The 21638-nt window shown below is 39.1% G+C and carries 17 protein-coding genes; 11 read left to right on the top strand and 6 right to left on the bottom strand.

Annotated elements, in window-relative coordinates; genetic code table 11:
- Window positions 1–21: 21 nt before the first annotated feature.
- Window positions 22–810, bottom strand: a complete 789-nt coding sequence (locus CXF76_RS12655; protein ID WP_024589622.1) for a PhzF family phenazine biosynthesis protein — start codon at window positions 808–810, stop codon at window positions 22–24.
- A 72-nt stretch (window positions 811–882) separates the two neighbouring features.
- Window positions 883–1497, bottom strand: a complete 615-nt coding sequence (locus CXF76_RS12660) for a PQ-loop repeat-containing protein (protein ID WP_024589621.1) — start codon at window positions 1495–1497, stop codon at window positions 883–885.
- Window positions 1498–1787: 290 nt separating this feature from the next.
- Between CXF76_RS12660 and CXF76_RS12665 the strand changes: the two genes are divergently transcribed.
- Together CXF76_RS12665 and CXF76_RS12670 are read left to right on the top strand one after the other, a co-directional pair.
- On the top strand, window positions 1788–2921 hold the full coding sequence (locus CXF76_RS12665) for a PepSY-associated TM helix domain-containing protein (protein ID WP_024589620.1): 1134 nt from the start codon (window positions 1788–1790) through the stop codon (window positions 2919–2921).
- A 49-nt stretch (window positions 2922–2970) separates the two neighbouring features.
- Window positions 2971–4131, top strand: a complete 1161-nt coding sequence (locus CXF76_RS12670; protein WP_024589619.1) for a tetratricopeptide repeat protein — start codon at window positions 2971–2973, stop codon at window positions 4129–4131.
- Between the two features lie 16 nt (window positions 4132–4147).
- Here CXF76_RS12670 and CXF76_RS12675 read toward each other — a convergent pair whose 3' ends face one another.
- The 4 genes from CXF76_RS12675 to CXF76_RS12690 form a co-directional block, all read right to left on the bottom strand.
- A complete protein-coding gene (locus CXF76_RS12675; RefSeq protein ID WP_101163833.1) occupies window positions 4148–6964 on the bottom strand; it encodes a TolB family protein in 2817 nt (938 codons plus the stop codon).
- 122 nt (window positions 6965–7086) lie between these two features.
- A complete protein-coding gene (locus CXF76_RS12680; protein ID WP_024589617.1) occupies window positions 7087–8634 on the bottom strand; it encodes a PH domain-containing protein in 1548 nt (515 codons plus the stop codon).
- Complete coding sequence (locus CXF76_RS12685; protein ID WP_101163834.1) at window positions 8627–9160, bottom strand: PH domain-containing protein; 534 nt, start codon at window positions 9158–9160, stop codon at window positions 8627–8629. Before CXF76_RS12685 ends, CXF76_RS12680 begins: the two co-directional genes overlap by 8 nt.
- Window positions 9161–9196: 36 nt before the next feature.
- Complete coding sequence (locus CXF76_RS12690; protein WP_101163835.1) at window positions 9197–10045, bottom strand: D-hexose-6-phosphate mutarotase; 849 nt, start codon at window positions 10043–10045, stop codon at window positions 9197–9199.
- Window positions 10046–10472: 427 nt separating this feature from the next.
- On the opposite strand from CXF76_RS12690, the gene CXF76_RS12695 reads away from it, so the two are divergent.
- From CXF76_RS12695 to CXF76_RS12735, 9 genes are all read left to right on the top strand, one after another.
- Window positions 10473–10955, top strand: coding sequence for a MarR family winged helix-turn-helix transcriptional regulator (locus tag CXF76_RS12695; protein WP_024589614.1), 483 nt, complete (start codon window positions 10473–10475; stop codon window positions 10953–10955).
- A gap of 99 nt (window positions 10956–11054) precedes the next feature.
- Window positions 11055–12380 carry a hypothetical protein gene (locus CXF76_RS12700; protein WP_101163836.1) on the top strand — a complete coding sequence of 442 codons (1326 nt, stop codon included), beginning with the start codon at window positions 11055–11057 and terminating at the stop codon, window positions 12378–12380.
- 127 nt (window positions 12381–12507) lie between these two features.
- On the top strand, window positions 12508–12903 hold the full coding sequence (locus tag CXF76_RS12705; RefSeq protein WP_101163837.1) for a YbaN family protein: 396 nt from the start codon (window positions 12508–12510) through the stop codon (window positions 12901–12903).
- A 122-nt stretch (window positions 12904–13025) separates the two neighbouring features.
- A complete protein-coding gene (locus CXF76_RS12710; protein ID WP_101163838.1) occupies window positions 13026–13658 on the top strand; it encodes a PepSY-associated TM helix domain-containing protein in 633 nt (210 codons plus the stop codon).
- Window positions 13658–14167: a DUF2271 domain-containing protein gene (locus CXF76_RS12715; RefSeq protein WP_101163839.1), complete on the top strand. Its 510-nt coding sequence runs from the start codon at window positions 13658–13660 to the stop codon at window positions 14165–14167. Before CXF76_RS12710 ends, CXF76_RS12715 begins: the two co-directional genes overlap by 1 nt.
- 34 nt (window positions 14168–14201) lie before the next feature.
- Window positions 14202–15047: a DUF4198 domain-containing protein gene (locus tag CXF76_RS12720; RefSeq protein WP_101163840.1), complete on the top strand. Its 846-nt coding sequence runs from the start codon at window positions 14202–14204 to the stop codon at window positions 15045–15047.
- Window positions 15048–15579: 532 nt separating this feature from the next.
- Complete coding sequence (locus tag CXF76_RS12725; RefSeq protein WP_024607258.1) at window positions 15580–18111, top strand: TonB-dependent receptor plug domain-containing protein; 2532 nt, start codon at window positions 15580–15582, stop codon at window positions 18109–18111.
- Between the two features lie 288 nt (window positions 18112–18399).
- Window positions 18400–20403 (top strand): methyl-accepting chemotaxis protein, encoded by a 2004-nt coding sequence (locus CXF76_RS12730; RefSeq protein WP_101163841.1) that lies wholly within the window; start codon window positions 18400–18402, stop codon window positions 20401–20403.
- A 203-nt stretch (window positions 20404–20606) separates the two neighbouring features.
- Entirely contained in the window at window positions 20607–21500 is an 894-nt protein-coding gene (locus CXF76_RS12735) for a DUF4097 family beta strand repeat protein (protein WP_101163842.1), read from the top strand.
- Window positions 21501–21638 lie beyond the last annotated feature (138 nt).

Raw genomic sequence — 21638 nt, forward strand, 5'->3', positions numbered from 1 at the left:
TTTTATAACTTAATTCACAGATCAAATATAAATAGTGCCTTTTAAATACCTTACAGCATGCCCCGTTAAGGTGACGGTTGTATCACCCACTTCACATAGTAAATGCCCGCCTCTGCTTGAAGCCTGATAAGCGCTTAACGTAGTTTTACCCAATTGCTGCGCCCAGTAAGGTGCTAAGCCAGTATGAATAGAGCCTGTTACATAATCTTCGTCGCCACCGCTTGCAGGCCAAAAATAACGAGATATAAAATCATATTCAGCACTTGGAGCAGTGGCCACTACATCAAGTGGATAAAGTGTTTTTAAAAGCTCTGAGCTAGTCTTTAATTCAAGTATTTGATCGGCGTTTTCATAAATAACAAAATAGGCTTGGCGATTTTTAAGCACTTTACTCGGTTGTATAGACAGGCCGTCAAGTAGTTGCTGAGGCACATTTTGCACTTCAACCGGTGCTTGTTTTGGAAAGGTCATTGCAAAGCTACCATCAGCGTTTTTATTAACGATTAGCTCGCCCACCGCATCAGCAATAAAGCGAATTTGCGATATGTTATGCTCTTCACATAAAACATAGGCAGCCGCAAGTGTGGCGTGACCACAAAAATCGATTTCCATTAACGGCGAAAACCAACGAATAGCAAAACTGCCATCGTCTTGCAGGCAAGTAAAAGCAGTTTCAGATACGTTATTCTCAGCGCCAATCTTTAGCATTAAATCGTCACTTAACCACGATTCTAGTGGGATCACTGCCGCATAGTTACCTTTAAATAACTCATTCGTAAACGCATCAATTTGATGAATAGCTAATTGCATTGTTTAAACTTTGTAATGATTAATAGCTTAAAACTGCCATACCTAAACTAAATTAGCACTTTTATTTTGGCTTTAAGCCATTACAGGCCGCATTCTATAATATTGCATACAACCAAATTGCACAGCATTGGTAAGCAACAGCATAATAAACATAAGTAAGTGCGCCGTGCTTGGAGCCGCTGTTGTAAGCTCAACAACTAAGCCGCAAATACCAGCAATAAACTGCAAGCTAAAGTAGCGCGCGCTTAAATTACTCACATTACCCGTACGCAATGTTTTATAAGTTTGCGGCATAACACGTACCGAACTCATCACAAGGCCAACATACGTTAAAGCGCTTAATACCGTTGCAGTATCAAGGCTTGAATTTAAAAGCAGTGAAAAAGGCAGTAACGAAAAACCTAGCATAGTAACCAGCTGTACACGTTCTCGTTTAGCTGCGTTATAACGTGCAAAAAAATATAAAATAAGCCCGCTTAACGCACCGGTTACAATAAATGGTAACGCAATATAAAAACGCTCAAAATAAATATTGTAGGTTATAAAATAAAGGCTTTGTGCTAACCCAAACGTCATCATCAATAGTGATAAACCTGAGACACTACGATTTTTTCGAATTTTGTTTAGTAATGGTAAAAAACTAAAAACCAGAATAAATGAAGACAATATAGGCAAATAATGCGCCAAAGCAACCTCGCTCGTTACATAAATGTTAATTAAAAGCAGAAATAAAAACATTTAATAAACATTTGTTTTAAAAGGCTTTTACTATGAGCGCGGCATTGTAGAGCCGCGTAAATTTAACTCAACTAAATAAGATATTCTTGTTTTAGGTACTGGCAAGCTAGGTATACAAAAACCGTAGAATTAAGTTCACGGTTTACCGGTTTAATAGAAAGCCTCACCGCTAAACTATTAAATAAAAATGATAGTTGTTATCATGCGCAAGTCATTAGCTGCTGTATATAAAACTACCTATGAGAAAAACTCTTTTTAAAATTCACAGTTGGATCGCTCTAATAGCTATCATTCCATTGATTGTTATTAGTATTACAGGGAGCGTATTAGTTTTTAAAAGTGAAATAGATGGCTTACTTATGCCAAGCAGCCACTTTGTTGTAAATGCACTGCCAGAGCGCATGCCAATCGACACGTTAATTGCCAAAACAGAGCATGCTTACCCTGAATATGTAGTAGGTAGTTGGGAAATATTTAACGATGATACAGCTGATCGGGTTTACTTAGTCAAACGCGGCACAGAGCAATGGTATAAGTTTCATTTAAACCAGTATACGGGTGACATTTTGTCTGAACCTGTTGGTACCAGCCATTATTTTACCGATTGGTTTTTAGAACTACATTACACTTTTTTACTGAACGACTTTAAAAACCTACCAGGGCAAACAGGCACTGTACTAGGCTTCTTTTTTGCTCTGTTTTTATTGGTATTAGGTATTACTGGGCTTATTATTTATCGTAAATTTTGGCAGCGTCTATTTAGTGTGCGCTGGCGTGCAACACTGCAAATTGTACTTAGCGACATTCATAAAATGACGGGGGTTATAGGATCTCCCATCATTATTATTTTAGCTATCACAGGTGGCTACTTTAACTGGGCGGTGTGGTATCACGAAGTTATTGAACACGCAGAGGAAGAGCACTTTGTACTAACCAAAAACCTACACAGTAGCGATATTTCATTTCAACACATACTCAATGACAGTAAAAAACAAATACCCACTTTTAACGGCACGTTTTTAGTTATGCCACTCGAGCCTGACGAAAACATTACCTTATTCGGCGAAGTCGATACCGCCAACCCACTTGCTAGTGAGTATGCCAATACTGTTAGCTATAACAAGCTAACAGGCGAGCACATAGCTAACTGGGATATTCGCGAAGTAGGCGTTGGCTGGCAGGTAATTGATAGTTTTAGAAAGCTTCATTTTGGCTACTTTGCAGGGCTAATAAGTAAAATACTGTGGTGCGTAATTGGTTTAAGCCCAGTGTGGCTAGCAGGTACTGGTTTTTACTTATGGTTTACTCGCCGAAAACGTAAAAAACAATCACAAAAAAACCGCTTAAGTAAACGCAGTACAGCAAGTGCTTGATTAAAAACCCACCACATTGTAATGTAAAATTTAACAATGGAGTGGGTTTATGATGTTTTATAAAATAGCAGTCTGTATTACTTTTTTATATTTAGTTGGATGTAACACAACCAAGGTTCAGCAAGTAGAACAACAAATAGAGCTTGAACAACTATTAAACCATTCTTTGTTTAATAAACTCGACACTCCTTCTGAGTACAGTATTTTCGAGCTGCCAAATGCTGAAAAAGAAAAATTTTTAGCCTATGCCGAAAAACAAAAACAGTCTGAAATCCGTCATGACCGCATTATTTACAACTACCTCGAAAGCAACTTAGCTAACTTTAAATACCACGGCGATACACTTACTTCAGCCCAAGCCTTAAAACTTTCGCAAGGCAACTGTATTAGCTTAGCTGTTTTAACACAAAGCTATGCACAAACTCTCGGACTAGAAACGAGCTTTCAAGAAGTAACAAGTCAGCCTGTATACGCAAAAGAAAATAATGTTGTTTATGTAGCAAGCCACTTTAGAACAAGAGTATACGCCCCAAAAGTAGAGAAAAAAGATGATAATATTGTTGAATTTTTCAGAGCGGGCACCTTAATCGACTACTTTCCTACCCGTCGCAGTTTTTATTCAAGCAGTGCAGATTATAACGATTTAGTTTCGAAGTTTTACAGTAATTTAGCTGCAACAGCGCTAGCAGACAAACAGCTGGATATTGCTTACTCGCTTATTTTACAAGCAAACAAATACACTCCCAATGATCCTGAATTATTTAATATAGCGGGCATTTTGCATCGTCGGGCTGGTGATTTACAAAGCGCTAAAAACATCTATCAAACAGCACTTAGTAATAATGAAATAAGCATTAATTTAATCAGCAACTATCAGCTTTTAGCTAAAAAATTAGGCGACAAAGAGCTTGTTAAAGAGCTCACTTCACAATTAGTTAATAAAGAAAAAGACCCATACGAATTACTAGTAATCGCTAAAAACGACTTACAAGCTGGCCACGCTCATCAGGCTAAAGCACACCTTGAGCAAGCTATTACTAAAGCGCCTTACATTGCTGAGCTATACTTGGAACTCGCAAAAGTTCGCTATCAACAAGGTAATATTAAACAAACACAAACCTTACTTGAGAAAGCAATTGAACTAGAACGTGATAATCAAAAACTCGATGTATATCAAGCTAAGTTACTATCCTTGCAGATGGATAAGTAACTTAGCCAATTGATATTTATAACGAATAATAAAAGCTCAGCCAAGCACGCATTTCATCATCAAAGCTACTGCCCTCAACCCGCGACACACCCATATTAAATGTTAAATCATTTACGCCTGCAGGCCCCATTCCAAAACTAAAATCACCTTGGTATTTTAAACCGTAACTTTGTGCATATACGGTGCCGTCGAGTTGATGTTGCTTATAATAAAGCCACGGCATGCCTTCTTTAAAGCTAAAGCCGCCACCGTAGCCTTGATAGCGCTTTGCAGTTGCGCTGTAAAAAGGCAGCTCCGATGAAAGTACATATTCACTATTTTGCTGCTGATTAATAAGATTTGAGCTAAAGCCACCTAATGCAAGGCTGCCATCATCACGCTGCTTTTGATCAAAGTTTGCATAAAGAGAAATACCAAACGCTTTACCAAAAATTTTGGCGGCTAAATCGTAACCTTGCCAATTATTATTTTTGGTGCTGCCATCGTACCAACTCGCATAAAGGCTCTGGCCTATCACAAAGTCTTGACGATCATATTGCCAATTTTGAGCAACGCCTAAACGCGTCCAATTTTTATGGCTTTGCTTATAATCAGTGTAATTGTAGGCAAGCTCTGGCGTTAAACTTAGCTGCCCTAATTTAACAGGGTAATTTATTGCAGCAAAACCACCACGGGCATCCATGTCTGCATTTAGGCTTTGCTGATACTGGCGCGATGTATTTAAATTATAGTCAAACAATGCTAGTTTCAGTTTTACATCAAGCGCATTATATTTTGCCTGCACATAACCACCGTGCAGTGCTCCATCGTGTAAATCAGTGCTATACCCCGCCTGTAAGTCGAGCTGCTTTAATAAGTCGCTACTTTTAATGCTTAAATCTAACAAACTGGTAGAAGCCGAATAATACTGCGTTCCTAGTGCAAAGGTAGCGTGCTGGTCGAGTACGTTGTAATTTGTTTGCGCTGTAGTTTCGTGCTTATATATTTTAGCTTTTGGAAGTGTATGTTCGTTTACTATTAGCAGCGGTGCTTTTTTGTTAGCTGCAAACTCAGTAACTACAGTGCTTTTTATAGCTTTTGGCAGTGTTTTTACATTTGGCCCATCTGCAGTTATCGAAAAATAGAGTAACGAGCCATCGGCCATTTCAATTGGGTGGGCAACTGCCTCTTGCCCTTGGGTTAACTTGGTGAGTGTTTTACTCTCTATGTTGTAGTTATAAATATCGGTGGCGCTATTTAAACCTGCAACAAAGTAAATTGACTCGCCATTAAGACTAAAGCTCGGCTGACTTAAATATTGATACCCGTTTGGCATAGGTACTGACAGCTGTTGTTCGCCGTTTATACCTTGTATATATAATTGCCAATTTTCATTTAATGATGTTGATAAATAAACTAATTTAGTTTCGTCAGGACTGAGAATTGGGTAATCGTAAGTTGTCTCAAGGCTTTTTGTAAATAATGGTGTGATGGTTTGAGTATTGAGATCAACCTTTACTAATTCAGAGTAGCCATCTCTTATTTGCTCGCCATACAAGGTTTCACCGTTACTGGTTACGCTAAATCGTCGTATACCAGCAAGTTCGGTAAGCTGTTTAATATTTCCAGTGTCAGTGTTATAGCTAAATATGTCAGACACTTTGTTATAAATACCCGACTCTTCATTGCTGTACGCATTGAAATACAACGTTGTGCTATTTACCCATTGAGGATTTGCAATACCGGCTCGGTTAATTTGATTAAGCACTTGTTTTTGTTCGCGCTTAAATACACTTGGCGCTGTATCGGGAATGTCTTGTGCATCGTTTTCGAGTAGCTCTTTTTGCGCTTTAGTAAACTCTTCTTGCGCTTTAATGTTGTCATCAGTGCTATAAATTATAAGCTTGGTATTACTCTCTTTATCTCGCTCAACAATCGCAATTTTACTACCATCTTTTGAAAGTACTGGGTTACTTGCATATAAGTTAAGCTCAAGCCAAAGCTCACTATTAAGTAACGACTCCCCTTGCTCTATTTGCATTGCTTTATAGGTATATTCAGCTATAAATCGGCGATATAACTTGGCTGCACTTTGCCCAAACACACCGCTAAATGCCTCATCAAAATTCCGCGTTTTTACGCCTTGCATTCGCGTCCAAACACTATCGAGTGTTTGTTCTGAATAGTTTTTCTCTAACCAATTTAAAAAGCGACTACCCATTAAATACGCCATTGAGCCGCCCATAAAGCCCTGCTCGCCATTTAACTGCCCATAGGTTGGCAGTGCGCCCTGTTGAGCAAATTCTCGCAGTGTTGACTCTGAGTAGTTATCAAACAAACGTCCACGACCCGTCATTTTAGACTCAATCAATGTGGCATAACCTTCGGCTACCCAGCGCGGCGTATCACTGTAGGTTAAGTCGTATAAATCCCATATACCACGTACTTTCTGCTGCCAGTGATTGCGTGTAGGCTGTGCTAAGTGCACTAAGTGAATATATTCATGCAACACAAGCAACTGCTGCCAGCCAGAGCTGTTTGATATAACTGTGTCGGATTGTGGTGGGGTTGTAAAAAGTGCCATTACAGGGTTACTTGAGGTAGGTAGCGCAAAGCCGTTTGCTGCATTTAGGGGATCAAACACCACTACATCAACTGTTTTATCAAGTGCTCTGTTTTGCTGCTCAAGCACTTTGGTGCGTACTATTTCAAGCTCTGTTGCAGTTGATTTAGCAAAATCAGCATGCTCAACACTGTAGTGAATATTAAAATGTTCAGTATGAATAGTTTGCCAATCGGCTGCAAAGCTTGGTGCTGCTAGTAATAAAGCTGATGCGATAAGTGTTTTTTTCATGAGCGTCCCTAAAAGAATTCCTTAATACCATCTAGGGTATTATTAAATGTCTTTCATGGGCAGTAAGAAAGTGTAATAAAGCATGTGCAAATGTGTATTTACACATGTTTTATCAGGGGAGTTTACATCCAGCTGCGAGTATCTGACTCAATCTGCTTAATTGTAAAATCAATAATAAAGTCAGCATCTTGCTGCTTTATGTAGGGCATAAATGCAAACCCTGAAGCAAGTTGTATATACAGGCTTTTTAAGCCTGATTTTCTCATTAAGTACGTACTTATACTGCGTGCACTTTGCGCTTTATAAAGCTCAAAAACACGGTAATGAACGCCAATCATACCTTTGCGTACAACCATGTAAAATCGGCCATTATCCTCATGCATGTAATAACCATAACGCTGATACGATAAAGTTACCAAGCCAGAAAACACCACCAAAACACCAAGGCTTATCAAAGTATTAATATCAGCAATAAAACAAAAGCCAAACACGAGTGCACTCGGTAGCAATGAATAAAAGCCTAAATTTTTATACAAAAGCGCGCGTTCTGCGCGCTTAAAAGCGAGTTTTTTACTATTAAACCACGGGTAAATCCATTGGCATACACTATCAACTTGTTCGCTATTTAATACAGGTAATACCAAGGTTTGTTTATTTTTTTTAGCCGCAACACCGGCTGCTATTCCCCCGCTACTTGCTTGCAAGCACTCAACGGTAAATCGCTTTAGTAATCGCCCCATTAGGTTTTGCTTAATAACAATAGATTGCACTTTATCCATGCTCATTGAAAGCTGATGGCGCTCTAACAAGCCAGCAATACGTTTAAACTTTTGACCTTTAAAATAAAGCTCAAAGTTATAAAAACGAATAAGCGACATAGTCACCGATAGCATTACAGCCACCAAAACTAACAAAACAATTAAGGTGATCATCGCAAAGGTAGCAGCACTTGCCAGCATACCAAGCTCTTGTTGGTAAAAGCCTTCTACTTTCGCAATAATTTGCTTCTCTAAAAAATCAACAATCAGGTTTATAAAAGGGGCCAAAGCAGCGATTGCTAAAATAGCCATATTCGACATTAAACCAAATTTAGCTATTTCTTTATTGCTAATGCTTAGGCTGTTTTCGATAATGTCTGTTTTGCTTTGTTCAGTATTTTGTATTTCTTGCTGTTGCTGTGCTTTAAAATCAAATATTTGTTTACGCATTTGCTGTGCATAATCTTTTGTGACGCCAGGTAAAACAACTTCTTGCGACACACTGCCAGCTGCATCAAAAATACAATTAACTAAGTTTACGGGGGTAAAATAAAATGGCTCGGCAATATTAACGTTTTGCACACGACCAAATTTAAGCGTAAGTCGCTCTTTTTTAAATACACCTTTGTTAAGCAATATTTCGTTGTCGCTACTAATACAAAACTTAAAATTTAAATAATATAAAAATGAGTAAATAAGCAACGAAATTAGCGCAATCCCACCTGCAACCTGTGCCCAAAACAACTTATTTTCTACTTGAGTAACAAACACGACAAGCATAGGTAGTAAGTTTAAAAGGCCATCTTTTACAAAGCGCACACTAAAGTGCACAACAAAGTATAAAAGTGCCCAGGGCGATACTTTCTGCCAGTAAATAGGGCTCGCTTTATCTTCGATAGTTGTATTACTCATCGACTAAAGCTGCCTGAGTAGTTGCGTCGTCTTGGCGGTAGTTTTGTACAAATTGGCGCATATTTTTACAATCATCATGGGTTAGCCCACTAATTTGTAAATCGGCACTTACACCACCAGCGCTAAATAATTTAATACTCGCAAGGCTAAGTTTTCGCTCTATTGGCCCTTGGTGTATTTCCATATGCTGTACACGCGCTAAAGGTAATACCGTCACTTGTTGCCAAATAACGCCTTTTTTAAAAGCAATGTCATGATTTCGCACTGCAAAACCTCGTAACCTCACACTTATCATGTTGTACGCCATAGATACGGCCACCAAAATAGGCATACCAATTAGCAAATACGTTTGTGCATTATTAGCAAAGGCTTCATTAAAATAACAAACAGCAATAAGCGCTCCAATTAGCGGTATATAAAACAGAAGCGAGCTAAGCTGTGTATGTAATAAGGCTTTATCAGCCAATGGCTTAAAGCTAATATCACTATGCTTTGGTAAATCCATTATTTGTTGATTGTTAAACACTATTTGTCCCTATTCCTGCTTTTAATTATGACTAGCTTACCAACTAATGGTGGTTATTAAGGTGTGGCTTTGTTTTGGCTCAAGCGTTACTTTATCTGTCAGTACATTAGCAGCCTCTAAGCAGAGCATTGTTTTATATTCATCATCAGCAAAGTTAGATAAGCGTTTTGATTTTTCTATCCATGGATTCCACAGTACACACGAACTTGAGTTTTCGCGGCTCACATTAATAACACCTTCTGGCGTATTAATAGTTTGCATTGTATTTGCTTGTGTATAAACCATGTCGGTTTCGCGATTAAAGCTTACAACATCGTTTTGTACAAATGGCCCTTCGCTAAACTCAATATATTGGGCGCCTTGCAAACCATTTACATGGGTCTTTGTAATGTCTGATGTAGGAAAATAGGTATGCAGCGCTTGGGTAAAGCTAAATGGCGCACTCCCTAAGTTAGTGGTCGTTAAGCTAACCTGTAATTTATCGCTTAATACAAACTCAACTTTTAATGCTGACTGATATGGCCAATACGTTGTATTAACAAGCTTCATGGGTAGCTTTAAACTAACTGTAATTTTCTCATCAGATTCGTGTACTTCATCAGCTTGCCACACGCTTGTGCGCGCAAAACCATGGGCAGGCCACCCATCATTAGCGTGTGTACCAAACCACGGCCAACAAATAGGAATACCACCTCGAATACTTGCCTTTTCTTGATAAGTTTCGTCTTGTGATACCCATATAAGTGGCTTGTTATTTTTAGGGATAAACTCGGTAATTTGCCCACCTTGCAAAAATATTTTTGCATCGCACTTTGAGCTAGCTATTTTAATAAACTCAAGACCGGTTTCGCTTTGCTCAATGCTAACTGATGGCGATAATTTCATACCTTCCCCTATAATACTGATACTAAAGATTTTTAATATTTGTGCAGAAACAATAATGCATGCTTAAAGTATACGCTATTGATATTAAATATTGATTGCTGAATTTGTTCATTGCCGATTAATACATATACAGTAAACTCACAAACAATTACTTTGTACTAACAGCTGTAAATGAATAATACTAAAGTCTATACAATAAGACTTGCCAATTATTCACAACATACGTACTGTGCGCAACTTAATGCATACAAGATGCTAAGAAAATTTACTATAATTTAAACAATATAATTTTACATTAGTTACTGCTCTAACTATTAAAAACCAACAAAAGCGGCCTAATGTGCAATATATTGTTTGAATTCAATTTATTTGATGTGTAACATTTCGCGATTACGGCAAACTACCGCCCCATCGATGAGATAAGCAAATGCAAAAATATGACGAGTTATTGGTTTCTTTACGTAAAGTGATCCGCGCGATTGACTTACATTCTAAGCAGCTAAATAAAACTTCAGGTTTAACTGGGCCACAACTGCTTATAATGCAAGAAGTTGAAAAAACCGATGGAATAACAGCGAGCCGTATAGCTCAGAACGTAAATTTAAGCCCGGCAACGGTCACCAATATTCTCGACAGAATTGAAAGCAGAGATTTAGTAACACGCGTACGCAGTCAAATGGATAAACGCAGAGTGAGCTTATACCTCACCGAAAAAGGAAAAGAGTTACTTGATAAAGCACCTCAGCCATTGCAACAACACTTTATTGAAAAGTTTTCTGCGCTTGCTGAGTGGGAACAGAGCCTTTTACTCTCATCAATGCAGCGTGTAGCCGCGATGATGGATGCAGATAAATTAGATGCATCGCCCCTTCTAGAAGTTGGTGCACTTACTCAAGCTCCTAAAGAATAAACAATAAAAAAAATACATAGTTTTGTACTTACTCTAAACGTAAGGCGTTTTTTGACGTCTTGAATTTTTTATTTTTTAATCACAAGCAGAGCGGCTATTATGACTAAACTCTCAAAATTAACACTAGCACTAGTCCTAGGTGGTGTTACAAGCACTTCTTATGCGTCTGATGATCTAGACACACTACAAAGCCAACTTAAACAGCTAAAGCAACAAATGCAATTGCTTGAAAATAAGTTAGCTGATGAAAAAACAAAACAACAGCAAATTAATAAGCAGCACGAACAACAAGTTGCAAACATCAGTAAAAAATCTGATCAAAAAGTAGTTGAAGTTGCCGCAGCTGAACCTGAGAAAAAAGATGAAGGCATTAAAGTTGGGGGAGCAATACGCTTTAATTACAGCACCAACACATACGATGAAGATACCCAAGATCGCGGTGGCGATTTTGATTTTGATATTTTCCGTATAAATGTATCTGGTGAAATTAACGATATTTCACTTAACGGTGAAGTACGTTTTTACGATTACATGACCGTTGTTAAGTATGCTTACTTAGGTTACGAGTTTGCAGATGGCTGGGAAGGACAAGCAGGTATTGCACCCGTGCCTTTTGGTAATGGCCCATACAACTCACACAGCTACTTTTTCAGTACTAATTATTACGTAGGTCTAGAAGACGATTTTGATTTAGGTGTAGTAGTAAAACGTAAACTTAAAGATAACTGGAAACTAGACCTAGGCTTTTTCAAAAATGATGAGCTAGGTGGTATAGACGGTGGCTCTTCAGATATTAACCATCGTTACTCTTACGACATTATTGGTAGTCGTTCAGCAGAGGAAGATACATACGATGCACCAGGCTCTCGCATAGGCGAATACAATACGTTTGCCGGGCGTGCGACGTATCAAATTGAGCACAGCAAAAATATAACTACCGATGTGGGTGTATCATTATTAAGTGGTGGCTTACATGACGGTAACGATCGTGCAGGTAACTACGGCGCATGGGCATTTCATGTTGATAGCACAATTAACAACTGGAATATCCAATTTCAACACGGTGAATACGACTACGATCTAGACGACAGCAGCGACCGTTTTGTTGTTGGTGCGTATGCTTATTACGATACCGTATCTAGCGAAGCAACTATGACTAACTTTAACGTTGCTTATAATTACTCGCTTGATTGGGGCCCAGTTACCGACATTCAATTTTACAACGATTACGGCATTATTTATGACAAGTCTGACGATAGCGCAGATACTTGGATGAACGTAACGGGTATGAGTGTTGCTGCAGGTGGTTTCTTTAGTTACTTCGACTTTATTCAAGCACGTAACCAGCCATTTATTGGCGGAACAATTATTGGTGATGGCGATACAGAACGTCGCTTCAACATAAATATTGGTTACTACTTCTAAACTGTTAACCGCATTTATTTTTAAAAGGGCAAACTTAGTTTGCCCTTTTTTATTGATTTTAAGCTTCGAATTAATAGCTATTTAGCCTACAATTAGAGATACCATAACACGCCTAAAAAGAGCCTAAGTGAATATAAAAGCAGTGTTTATTTGTTATAAAAACTTATGGTTTAAAGCGCTTGGCTTAATACTTGTAGCCTTGGGTATTATTGGCATTGTGTTACCGGTCATGCCTACCACTATATTTTTTATTTTAGCGCTCACCTGCTTTACTCGCTCATCTCCCGCGCTTGAACAATGGCTGTTAAACCACCCTCGTTACGGTGTAACTCTACAGCAATGGCAAGCCCACAAAGTAGTTCCTGTTAAAGCCAAATGCTACGCCGCCATTGGCATGTTAATTGGATTTATATTTTTACTGTACTCAGCCGTTCCTATTTGGGTTATTTATCTCGTTGCAATAATAGAAGTATCGGTAATGATTTACCTTATTTTAAGACCCTCTAGCCCCCCTAAGCATTAAATATTCATTTTTTACCTGCATACACCTTTGTTTTAAAGTTTTATGTAAAGATAAGTAAGTAAATTTGTAATAGCTAATGCAAATCATTATCATGTTGTAAATTTGATTTATTAACTGTTTTTATGTCATTTATTAATAAGCGGGCTTTGTATAGTACAAGCCGCGCTCTACATATTTATATTTCTACAGCTTTGTTTTTTTTGCTTATTTTATTTTGCGTTAGCGGCATTGTGCTTAATCACGTTGATTGGCTTAAAAACGATAAAAATAACGGTCAAGTAACTGCAACAATTCCAGTAGAGCTAGTTACTAAAGCAAATGAACAGCTAAATACCTTGCCAACGCTTTACCCAGAAATAGAAGCTTACTTAGCCGAGCAATATGCACTTACAAAAGTAAAAAGCATTGAGTGGGAAAAAGAAGACGCGCTCGTCATGCTCGACTACCCACTGCCTGCAGGGTTTGCCTACGCAGAGCTCGACTTTACAACTGGCGAGTTAAACCTTGATTACCAAACAGGTGGCTTTTTAAGCCTCATTGGCGACTTACATAAAGGCCGCCACAGCGGTGAAGTATGGAGTTGGGTAATTGATATATCTGCCGTACTAATGATTTTATTTGCCATCACCGGCATGATTATTTTGTTTCAAAATAGAAAAAAACGCTTAGCAGGAATATGGATAACCTTACTAGGAGTCGCAACTCCACTGGTTATTTATTTATGTTGGGTTCCACAAATAAAAGGAGTGTCTTAATGGTTAAATTTAAATTATTTATAAGCGCCGCATTACTGATTGTAGCTGCGTTTTTTCAAACAACGGCGCATGCGCAAACACCACAGCTAGAGGTTGAATTAACGCTTCCCGACTTAGAAGTACAACCGTATCACCGTCCATACGTTGCAGTTTGGCTTGAAACACCAGAGCGCAAACACGTTACAACGCTTGCACTTTGGGTGCAAAAAGCTGAATGGTTTAAAGACTTACGCCAATGGTGGCGTAAAGCCGGTAAAAGCGATGCCAACTTTGATGGCATTAGCGGCGCAACCAAGCGCGCGGGTACTTACACCATAAACTGGCAAGGTAATGATTTAGACGGTAACCCAGTAAAACCAGGTAAATACTTACTAAATATTGAAGTTGTACGCGAAGAAGGCGGCAGAGATTACACCCGCGTTGAGCTCGATTTAACTAAATCAGGCAAGCTGACAATTGATGGTAAAGACGAGTTTTCTAAAAGCTTCGTCACTGTAAGCACTAAGTAGCTGCTACTTAATCATTTGAATTTAAGGAAATACAATGAAAATTAATTTATTAAAAACGGCATTAATCGGCGCATTGAGCTTATCTGCTTTAGTGTCAACTTCAGCAAGTGCACACGGACGTTGGTTACTACCTTCGCATACATCTTTATCAGGCGATAAAGCGCATTACGTAATGATTGACGCAAGTATTTCAAACGAAATTTTTGCACCAGACAAAGCCTTTAAACCTAAAGAAAAAGGCGCCGAGTACGACGACACATTACTAATGGCACTTGCGCCTAATGGTGAGCCAGTATCTGAAACCATCCGTGCTTATTACTTAAAACGTAAAAGCTCAGCTGCGGTAAGCTTAACAGAGCAAGGCACTTACCACATTGCAATGACCCAAAAGCCAATGTACATGACCCTCTATAAAAACGAAGAAGGTAAGCGCAAGCGCGTATTTGGTAAAAAAACAGAAGCCGAGTTACCAAGCAACGCTAAAGATGTAACTACAACGAAGGTTATTTCAACAGTAGATACATTTGTAAGCCGAAATGGCACCTCAAAGCCTGCACAGTTAGGTTTAGGCTTAGAGCTTAGTGGACCAACGCATCCAAATGACTTATTTGTAGGTGAAAGCGCTAAGTTTCAGCTTTTACAAGATGGTAAATCTGCCGGTGAAGGCATTGAAGTAAGTATTTTAAAAGGCGACACACGCTACCGTAACGACCGTGGCGAAGTAAAAGTAACGACCGATAAAGAAGGTATGTTTACAATTACGTGGAAAGAACCAGGCCTATACCTAATCGAAACCTCTAACAAGGTTACCGTAAATGAAGAAGGCGTAGATGCAGGACGTTATGCATTATTTACAACGCTTGAAGTTGCCCCTGAATAATTTAAATCACTAAATTTAAAAAATTGAAAGGCCAAGCATTTGCTTGGCCTTTTTACGTCTTACTAACTTTTATCTAAAATTCCCTTGAATTCGCAACCATTCGACACAAGATTGCAACTACAACGATCCAAACGCCTATATCGCGCGTAAACACTGGGGCGTGTTGGCCTTTGTGGATTGAAATTTGTTCAATCTAGGAGCGATTTAATCGTGGCGCGAGGTTTGTAACCTAGTGGGCTAAGTAAAAACTGAGTAACAAAGAGTTAATCGTTCCTAGAAAGAACCCAAAGGGCAGCGCATGTTTGGCATTTATGCTGCGTTATCGCCTATTTATGGGGAGTAACCACACTACATAGGCTCTGCCTTGCCTAAAAGCCAAACATACTGCTGCAAATTCAATCACCAAGGCAACACGCCCCAGCTTCACGTGTTAACAACTTAGAATATCTTAGATAGTTTTTATCTTTGCACTAGGGTAGTCGCTTCTATATGATGCGCTCCTTTTCGACTAGCAGCTCTTGGGGAACAATTAATGACTTTTAAGCGTTTATCTGCAAATAAACTAGCACTTAGCTTGGCCGTTACCACTGCACTTAGCACACCTTACTCTATGGCCGTTGCCGCAGAGCAAGATAATCAAGCAGAAAAGAATATCGAAGTAATTTCGGTTACCGGTACTCGCAGAAGCTTACGCAGTATTGCCGAAAGTACGGTACCCGTAGACATTATTACCAGCGGTGATATGCAAAGTACGGGTCAGCTAGAAATAAGCCAAATACTAGCAAACCAAGTACCTAGCTTTAACTACCCAAGTGCCACTATGGGTGATGGTACTGACCATGCAAAACCAGCTGTTTTACGTGGATTAGCACCCGATCACACATTAGTACTTATAAACGGTAAGCGCCGCCATGCCGGTGCGCTATTAAACTTAGCAGGTGTTGTTGGCCGAGGCTCTACAGCTGTTGATTTGAACATGATTCCAACCTCTGCAATTAAACGTGTTGAAGTACTACGTGACGGTGCAGCCGCACAGTACGGTTCTGATGCAATTGCTGGCGTAATTAACATTGTACTTAAAGATGCCTCAGAAGGCGGTAGCGTTAGCGTAACGTACGGTAAATACGACACTCAAATGGCTGGTGTATCTCAGCTAGAAAGCACCTATGCAGACGCAAACGGCGACTTAGCGTTTAATACCGGTGGCGACAGAGAAGTAAACGACGGTGCAACACGCACGGTTAGCGCAAACTCTGGTTTTGCGTTATCTGATAACGGCTTTGTAAACGTATCAATTGAATACCGTGATAACGACTCAACTCAACGCTCAGGCTTTGACCCACGCGAACAATACAGCCGCCTTGATGATGGCAGCCTAGACCCACGCGAATTTACTATCGATCGTTACAACCACCGTTTTGGTAAAGCCGACCTTGAAGATTACGCGTTGTTTTACAACATGGGTTACGATTTAGATAACGGCTTAAACCTTTATTCATTTGGTAGCTACTCAAAGCGTGAAGGTAATTCAGGTGGTTTTTACCGCCGAGCAAAAGACAGCCGTAACGTTTTAGAAGTGTACCCAGATGGCTTTTTGCCGCAAATTGAAACTGACGTACAAGACTACTCATTTGCACTGGGCTTACAAGGCGAAACTAACGACTGGACATGGGATGTAAGTACCAACTACGGCCGCAACGACTTTGGTTTCGGTGTTGTAAATAGTATTAACACATCACTAGGTGCCGACAGCCCAACCGAATTTGACAACGGTGCATTGGTTTACGATCAGTTTTTAGTAAACGCAACGGCCAATACCACACTCGATTTAGGCTTACCTGATGACGTATTTTTTACCGTAGGTACTGAATACCGCCACGAAAGCTACAAAATAGAAGAAGGCGAAGAAGCGTCTTACATCACCGCACTTGATAGCGACGGTAACCCAATTGCAGCCGGTGGCGCGCAAGTACTTGCTGGTTTTGGACCAGAAAGCGCGACTGACGAAAGCCGTCATAACATCGCTTTATTTGTTGAGTTTGATACCTACTTAACAGAAAAATGGAACGTAGTTTTAGCGGGTCGTTATGAAGATTACAGCGACTTTGGTGACACATTTACTTCTAAGCTTGCTTCGCGTTACAGCATTACTGAAAACCTATCGCTGCGCGGTGCAATTAGCACAGGTTTCCGTGCGCCATCTTTAGCGCAAAGCTCGTACCGCCAAATATCAACCGTACTTGAAAACAACCAACCATTTGAAGTGGGTCTATTCCCAACTGATTCTGCAGCAGCGCAAGCGCTAGGTGCACAGCCGTTAGATGCTGAAGAGTCAGTAAACGTTACTGCGGGCTTTATTTACACTCAAGGCAGCTTTAGCTTAACTGTTGATGCGTACCGTATTGATATTGATGACCGTATTGTATTGTCTGAAAACTTAGAAGGCGATGCAGTTGTTGAAATACTACAAAATGCCGGTGAGCTAAATACCGAAAGCGTACGTTACTTTACCAACGCTATCGACTCACGCACGCAAGGTGTAGATATAGTAGCCACTTATAACCTAGATTTAGACAACTTAGGTGATTTACGCCTAAACGTAGCTGCTAACTTTAACGATACCGAAGTAACACACGTAAACGACAACCCAGCACAGCTTAACTCACTAGGTGACGACTACGTAGTGTTTGCACGTCGTGAAGTAGGTCGCTTTGAAGAAGGCACGCCAGATAGCAAATGGAACCTATCAGCAGTGTGGAACTTTAACGAATGGCAAACAACGCTTCGTGCCACACGTTATGGTGAAGTCGCTGATATATCAACTACAGCCGATCGCGATGAATACCTAGACCCTAAATGGATCACCGACCTAGAAGTGGCATACCGTCCAGACGAATATTGGAAATTTGCCGTTGGTGCAAACAACTTATTCGATCAGTACCCACAAGCAACCGTGGATAACATTGGTTACTCTGACTTTGGCCAAATATTCCCGTACACACCGTATGCACCTTACGGATTAGACGGGCGTTTCTTATACGGTAATATTACTTACAGCTTTTAATTTAAATTTAAATTTAATGAGTTAAATTAAAATCCGATATGGCATGCCATATCGGATTTTTTATATTTAAAAAATAGTAATAAAAATAACCATCCTAGCTATAATCAAATAAATTCAGCAATAACACCTTCAACATAAATTGCTAACTTTTTATTATTATTAAATTTTTTTTATATGATAAATTGATTATTAGGTTAAGTTAGTTGCTAGTAAGTCATCAAAAAACAACTTAAAACGCCTATAATTAAACTAAATACGCATAAATACCGTCTTTCTTTGGAGTGAAGTATGAGCTATAAAAACTGGTCAATATCAAAACAAATTGGTGCCCTAGCATTCACTTTAACGTTATGTATTTTTAGTTTAGTGGGACTATCTACCTATTTAATCTCGGCTAATACACTTTCTGAAAAAAGTGAAACTGCGATTAAGTCTGAAATAACCGCTATTTCAGATCTTTTAGAACTCCAATACGACAGCCTACTTGCAATAGCAAAACGCAATGCGACCGTATTTAAAGGTATGTACCCTGGTGAATTTAAAAAAAGCGATCAAAAAGTAATGGTCGTAGATACTATGGTTCCTATTCTTTTACATGATGGTGAACAGGTTAATAACAATATCGATATTGTTGAAAATTACGCTAAATTAACCGGAGGTAACGCCACGGTATTTATGCGAGATGGGGATGATTTTTTTCGTATTACTACCTCTTTAAAAAAGAGTGATGGGCAACGGGCTATTGGCACATACCTAGGAAAAAAACACCCAGGCTATCAGCCTCTTATGAACGGTCAAAGCTATGAAGGTTACGCTAAATTATTCGGCAACGAGTATATGACTGTTTACCAACCAATTAAAAATAAACAAAACCAAGTAATTGGTATTTTATACATAGGTTTTAATATAAACGATGCACTGGCATCGCTGAGAGAGTCTGTTAATAAAATAGTAATTGAAGAAAGCGGTAACTTATTTGTTTTCAGAAATACAAATGATGTAGTTATAGCGGGTAAAGAGGCCGCAGTTGACTCAAAAGTGAACTCCAAAGCACTTGATGGGCTTAATCTAGAGGCAATTAAAAAAGGTCTGTCATTAAAATACAATAGTGAAAATAACACCCCGATGTTTGCTTACAGTAAAACGGTACCTGGGTGGGATTGGACCTTACTTGGTCGTGTAAAAGAAAGCGAACTCACTGAAGAAAGCATAAAACTAATGGTAGTTAACAGCATAACGTCTGTTGCGGGGATCCTTGCTATCTCAATTTTACTTTTTTGGATGCTAGTAAAAACACTTAAACCATTAAGACAGTTAACACGTAGCGTTGATGCATTAGGTAAAGGTGATTTGTCACAACATTTTTTAAATACCAACACAAATAGTGAAAATGAAATAGACCAAATTACCGCGAGTGTAAGCAGCATGTCGGTTGAACTCAAAAAACTAATACTCGCCTTACAAAACTCTGTAGTTGAGCTGGAAAAGCAAGCGGGCATCTCCAAAAAAATTGCACTCACTAACGGCAAAGAAGCACATGCAATGATGGGGCAAACAGATCTAATAGCCACCGCCATCGAAGAAATGTCAGTATCCATTAAAGATGTAGCCAATAACGCAAATGAAGGCGCTCAACGAACCCAACAAGTTGATGCAGAAGCTCAATTAGGTCGAACACAATTAACCCAAGTTGTTAATGATTTAATGCAACTAAGCCAACAGTTAAATGATAGCCATAACTCTGTAGAAAAAGTAAACACCGCGAGTAACGAAATAAGTAAAGTAACCGAAGTAATTAATGGGATTGCTGAGCAAACAAACTTACTAGCACTTAATGCAGCAATAGAAGCGGCAAGAGCTGGCGAACAAGGTAGAGGGTTTGCAGTTGTAGCCGATGAAGTTAGAACATTAGCGCAGCGCACTCAAAAATCAATTTTAGAAATTAGCCAAACAATTGAACAGCTACAAATACAAGTTACCGCCGCAACTAAACAAATGGAACAAAGCCGTCAGTTGGGTATTAAATCAGCTGAAGAGGGCGAAAAAACAGGAGAGCAACTTAACTTAATCACTCAAAGTATTGGTGATCTAACTCGCTCATCAAATAATATAGCTGAGGCAACAGATCAACAAAGCACCGTTGCAGCAGAGATTACTCAAAATTTACACTCTATAAGCCAACTCGCTAAAGAGGGTGAGTCTCGCACGCAAAGTACTGTAAATTCGGCAAGTGAACTAATGACATTAGCTGAAAAAATTAAGCAACAAATAAGCTACTTCAGAGCACATTAATACCACAGTTAAAGTTTCTAAATTAAACAAAGGATGCATCGCGCATCCTTTTTTATTAATAGTTAGTTATTTTAACCACTTATTAGTATTTCAACTTTCATAAAAAAACACCACCCTATATAAAACAATAACTTACATTTCGGCCTCATTTTTGCTCTATATTGTTTATATAAATACAAACAATAAATACCAAAGGACTAAACATGAGCTCATCAACACAATTAAGTATTGCAAAACCACTTTCACTTATTGGCGGCATTTTATTATTAAGTGGCTGTGTATTTCATATATCGCCAAGCGTTGCCTCAGTAAAGCAAACTCAACAGCTATCACTACCAAGTAATAATCTAGAATATTTAAATGTGTTAAGCGGCGCAGGTAGCCTTGAAATAAAAGGCTCAAAAACGGCCACCAGCATTAGTGTTGATGCCACTATTTACACAGCCGACATTGAAGACGAGTACGAACTAACGCTCGAGCAAGACGGTAAACAGGCAAAGCTTGTTGCCCAAAATAAAAGTCGTAATGGTATTAGCTTTTACAGTGGTCAATCTCCAAGTATTAATTTAGTGGTTACTGTGCCAAGTAATCTAAATTTAGATATTGATGATGGCTCTGGCGACATTTTAATAAATGCTATGCAAAGCAATATTGATGTAAAAGACGGCTCAGGAGATTTAACAATAAGCGGTGCTAAAAACCTAACTGTTGACGATGGCTCAGGTGAAGTAACCCTTGAAAACATCGCAGGTAATTTAGAACTAACCGACGGCTCTGGCAGTATTCATATAAACAACGTAACCGGCAATGCAACTATTGACGATGGTTCTGGCGAAATGCACGTGAGCAACATAAGCGGTTCGCTAAACGTTGAAGATGGATCGGGTGATATAACAATCAATAATATAAGCGGTGCTGTTAATGTTGATGATAACTCTGGCGACATGATCATTGAGCATATTGGCTCAAGCGTAACAATTGAAGACGGTTCGGGTGATATTCGCGTTAACCATGCCAAAGGGCTGACTATTACTGAGTCGGGCTCGGGCGATGTAAGTATCGATAATATTAGCGGTTCAGTAAAAGTAGCAGACTAACTTTATTTAACCTGAACTCTGGTTAAGAGATTTACTACCATATTGAATCATAGTGATATTTAAATTGATTTTCTCTAGCAAGAGTTCAGGTTATTTAACTGCCATTTAATATACTTTATGCCCTCTCAATCTGGGCAT

It is taken from the genome of Pseudoalteromonas sp. 78C3 (genome assembly GCF_002836695.1).
Lineage (GTDB): Bacteria > Pseudomonadota > Gammaproteobacteria > Enterobacterales > Alteromonadaceae > Pseudoalteromonas > Pseudoalteromonas arctica.

Excerpts from the sequence above, each read along its gene's own strand:
- CXF76_RS12655 (WP_024589622.1), bottom strand. The coding sequence starts at position 810 with ATGCAATTAGCTATTCATCAAATTGATGCGTTTACGAATGAGTTATTT.
- CXF76_RS12665 (WP_024589620.1), top strand. The coding sequence starts at position 1,788 with ATGAGAAAAACTCTTTTTAAAATTCACAGTTGGATCGCTCTAATAGCT.
- CXF76_RS12670 (WP_024589619.1), top strand. The coding sequence starts at position 2,971 with ATGATGTTTTATAAAATAGCAGTCTGTATTACTTTTTTATATTTAGTT.
- CXF76_RS12675 (WP_101163833.1), bottom strand. The coding sequence starts at position 6,964 with ATGAAAAAAACACTTATCGCATCAGCTTTATTACTAGCAGCACCAAGC.
- CXF76_RS12680 (WP_024589617.1), bottom strand. The coding sequence starts at position 8,634 with ATGAGTAATACAACTATCGAAGATAAAGCGAGCCCTATTTACTGGCAG.
- CXF76_RS12690 (WP_101163835.1), bottom strand. The coding sequence starts at position 10,045 with ATGAAATTATCGCCATCAGTTAGCATTGAGCAAAGCGAAACCGGTCTT.
- CXF76_RS12695 (WP_024589614.1), top strand. The coding sequence starts at position 10,473 with ATGCAAAAATATGACGAGTTATTGGTTTCTTTACGTAAAGTGATCCGC.
- CXF76_RS12700 (WP_101163836.1), top strand. The coding sequence starts at position 11,055 with ATGACTAAACTCTCAAAATTAACACTAGCACTAGTCCTAGGTGGTGTT.
- CXF76_RS12710 (WP_101163838.1), top strand. The coding sequence starts at position 13,026 with ATGTCATTTATTAATAAGCGGGCTTTGTATAGTACAAGCCGCGCTCTA.
- CXF76_RS12715 (WP_101163839.1), top strand. The coding sequence starts at position 13,658 with ATGGTTAAATTTAAATTATTTATAAGCGCCGCATTACTGATTGTAGCT.
- CXF76_RS12720 (WP_101163840.1), top strand. The coding sequence starts at position 14,202 with ATGAAAATTAATTTATTAAAAACGGCATTAATCGGCGCATTGAGCTTA.
- CXF76_RS12725 (WP_024607258.1), top strand. The coding sequence starts at position 15,580 with ATGACTTTTAAGCGTTTATCTGCAAATAAACTAGCACTTAGCTTGGCC.
- CXF76_RS12730 (WP_101163841.1), top strand. The coding sequence starts at position 18,400 with ATGAGCTATAAAAACTGGTCAATATCAAAACAAATTGGTGCCCTAGCA.
- CXF76_RS12735 (WP_101163842.1), top strand. The coding sequence starts at position 20,607 with ATGAGCTCATCAACACAATTAAGTATTGCAAAACCACTTTCACTTATT.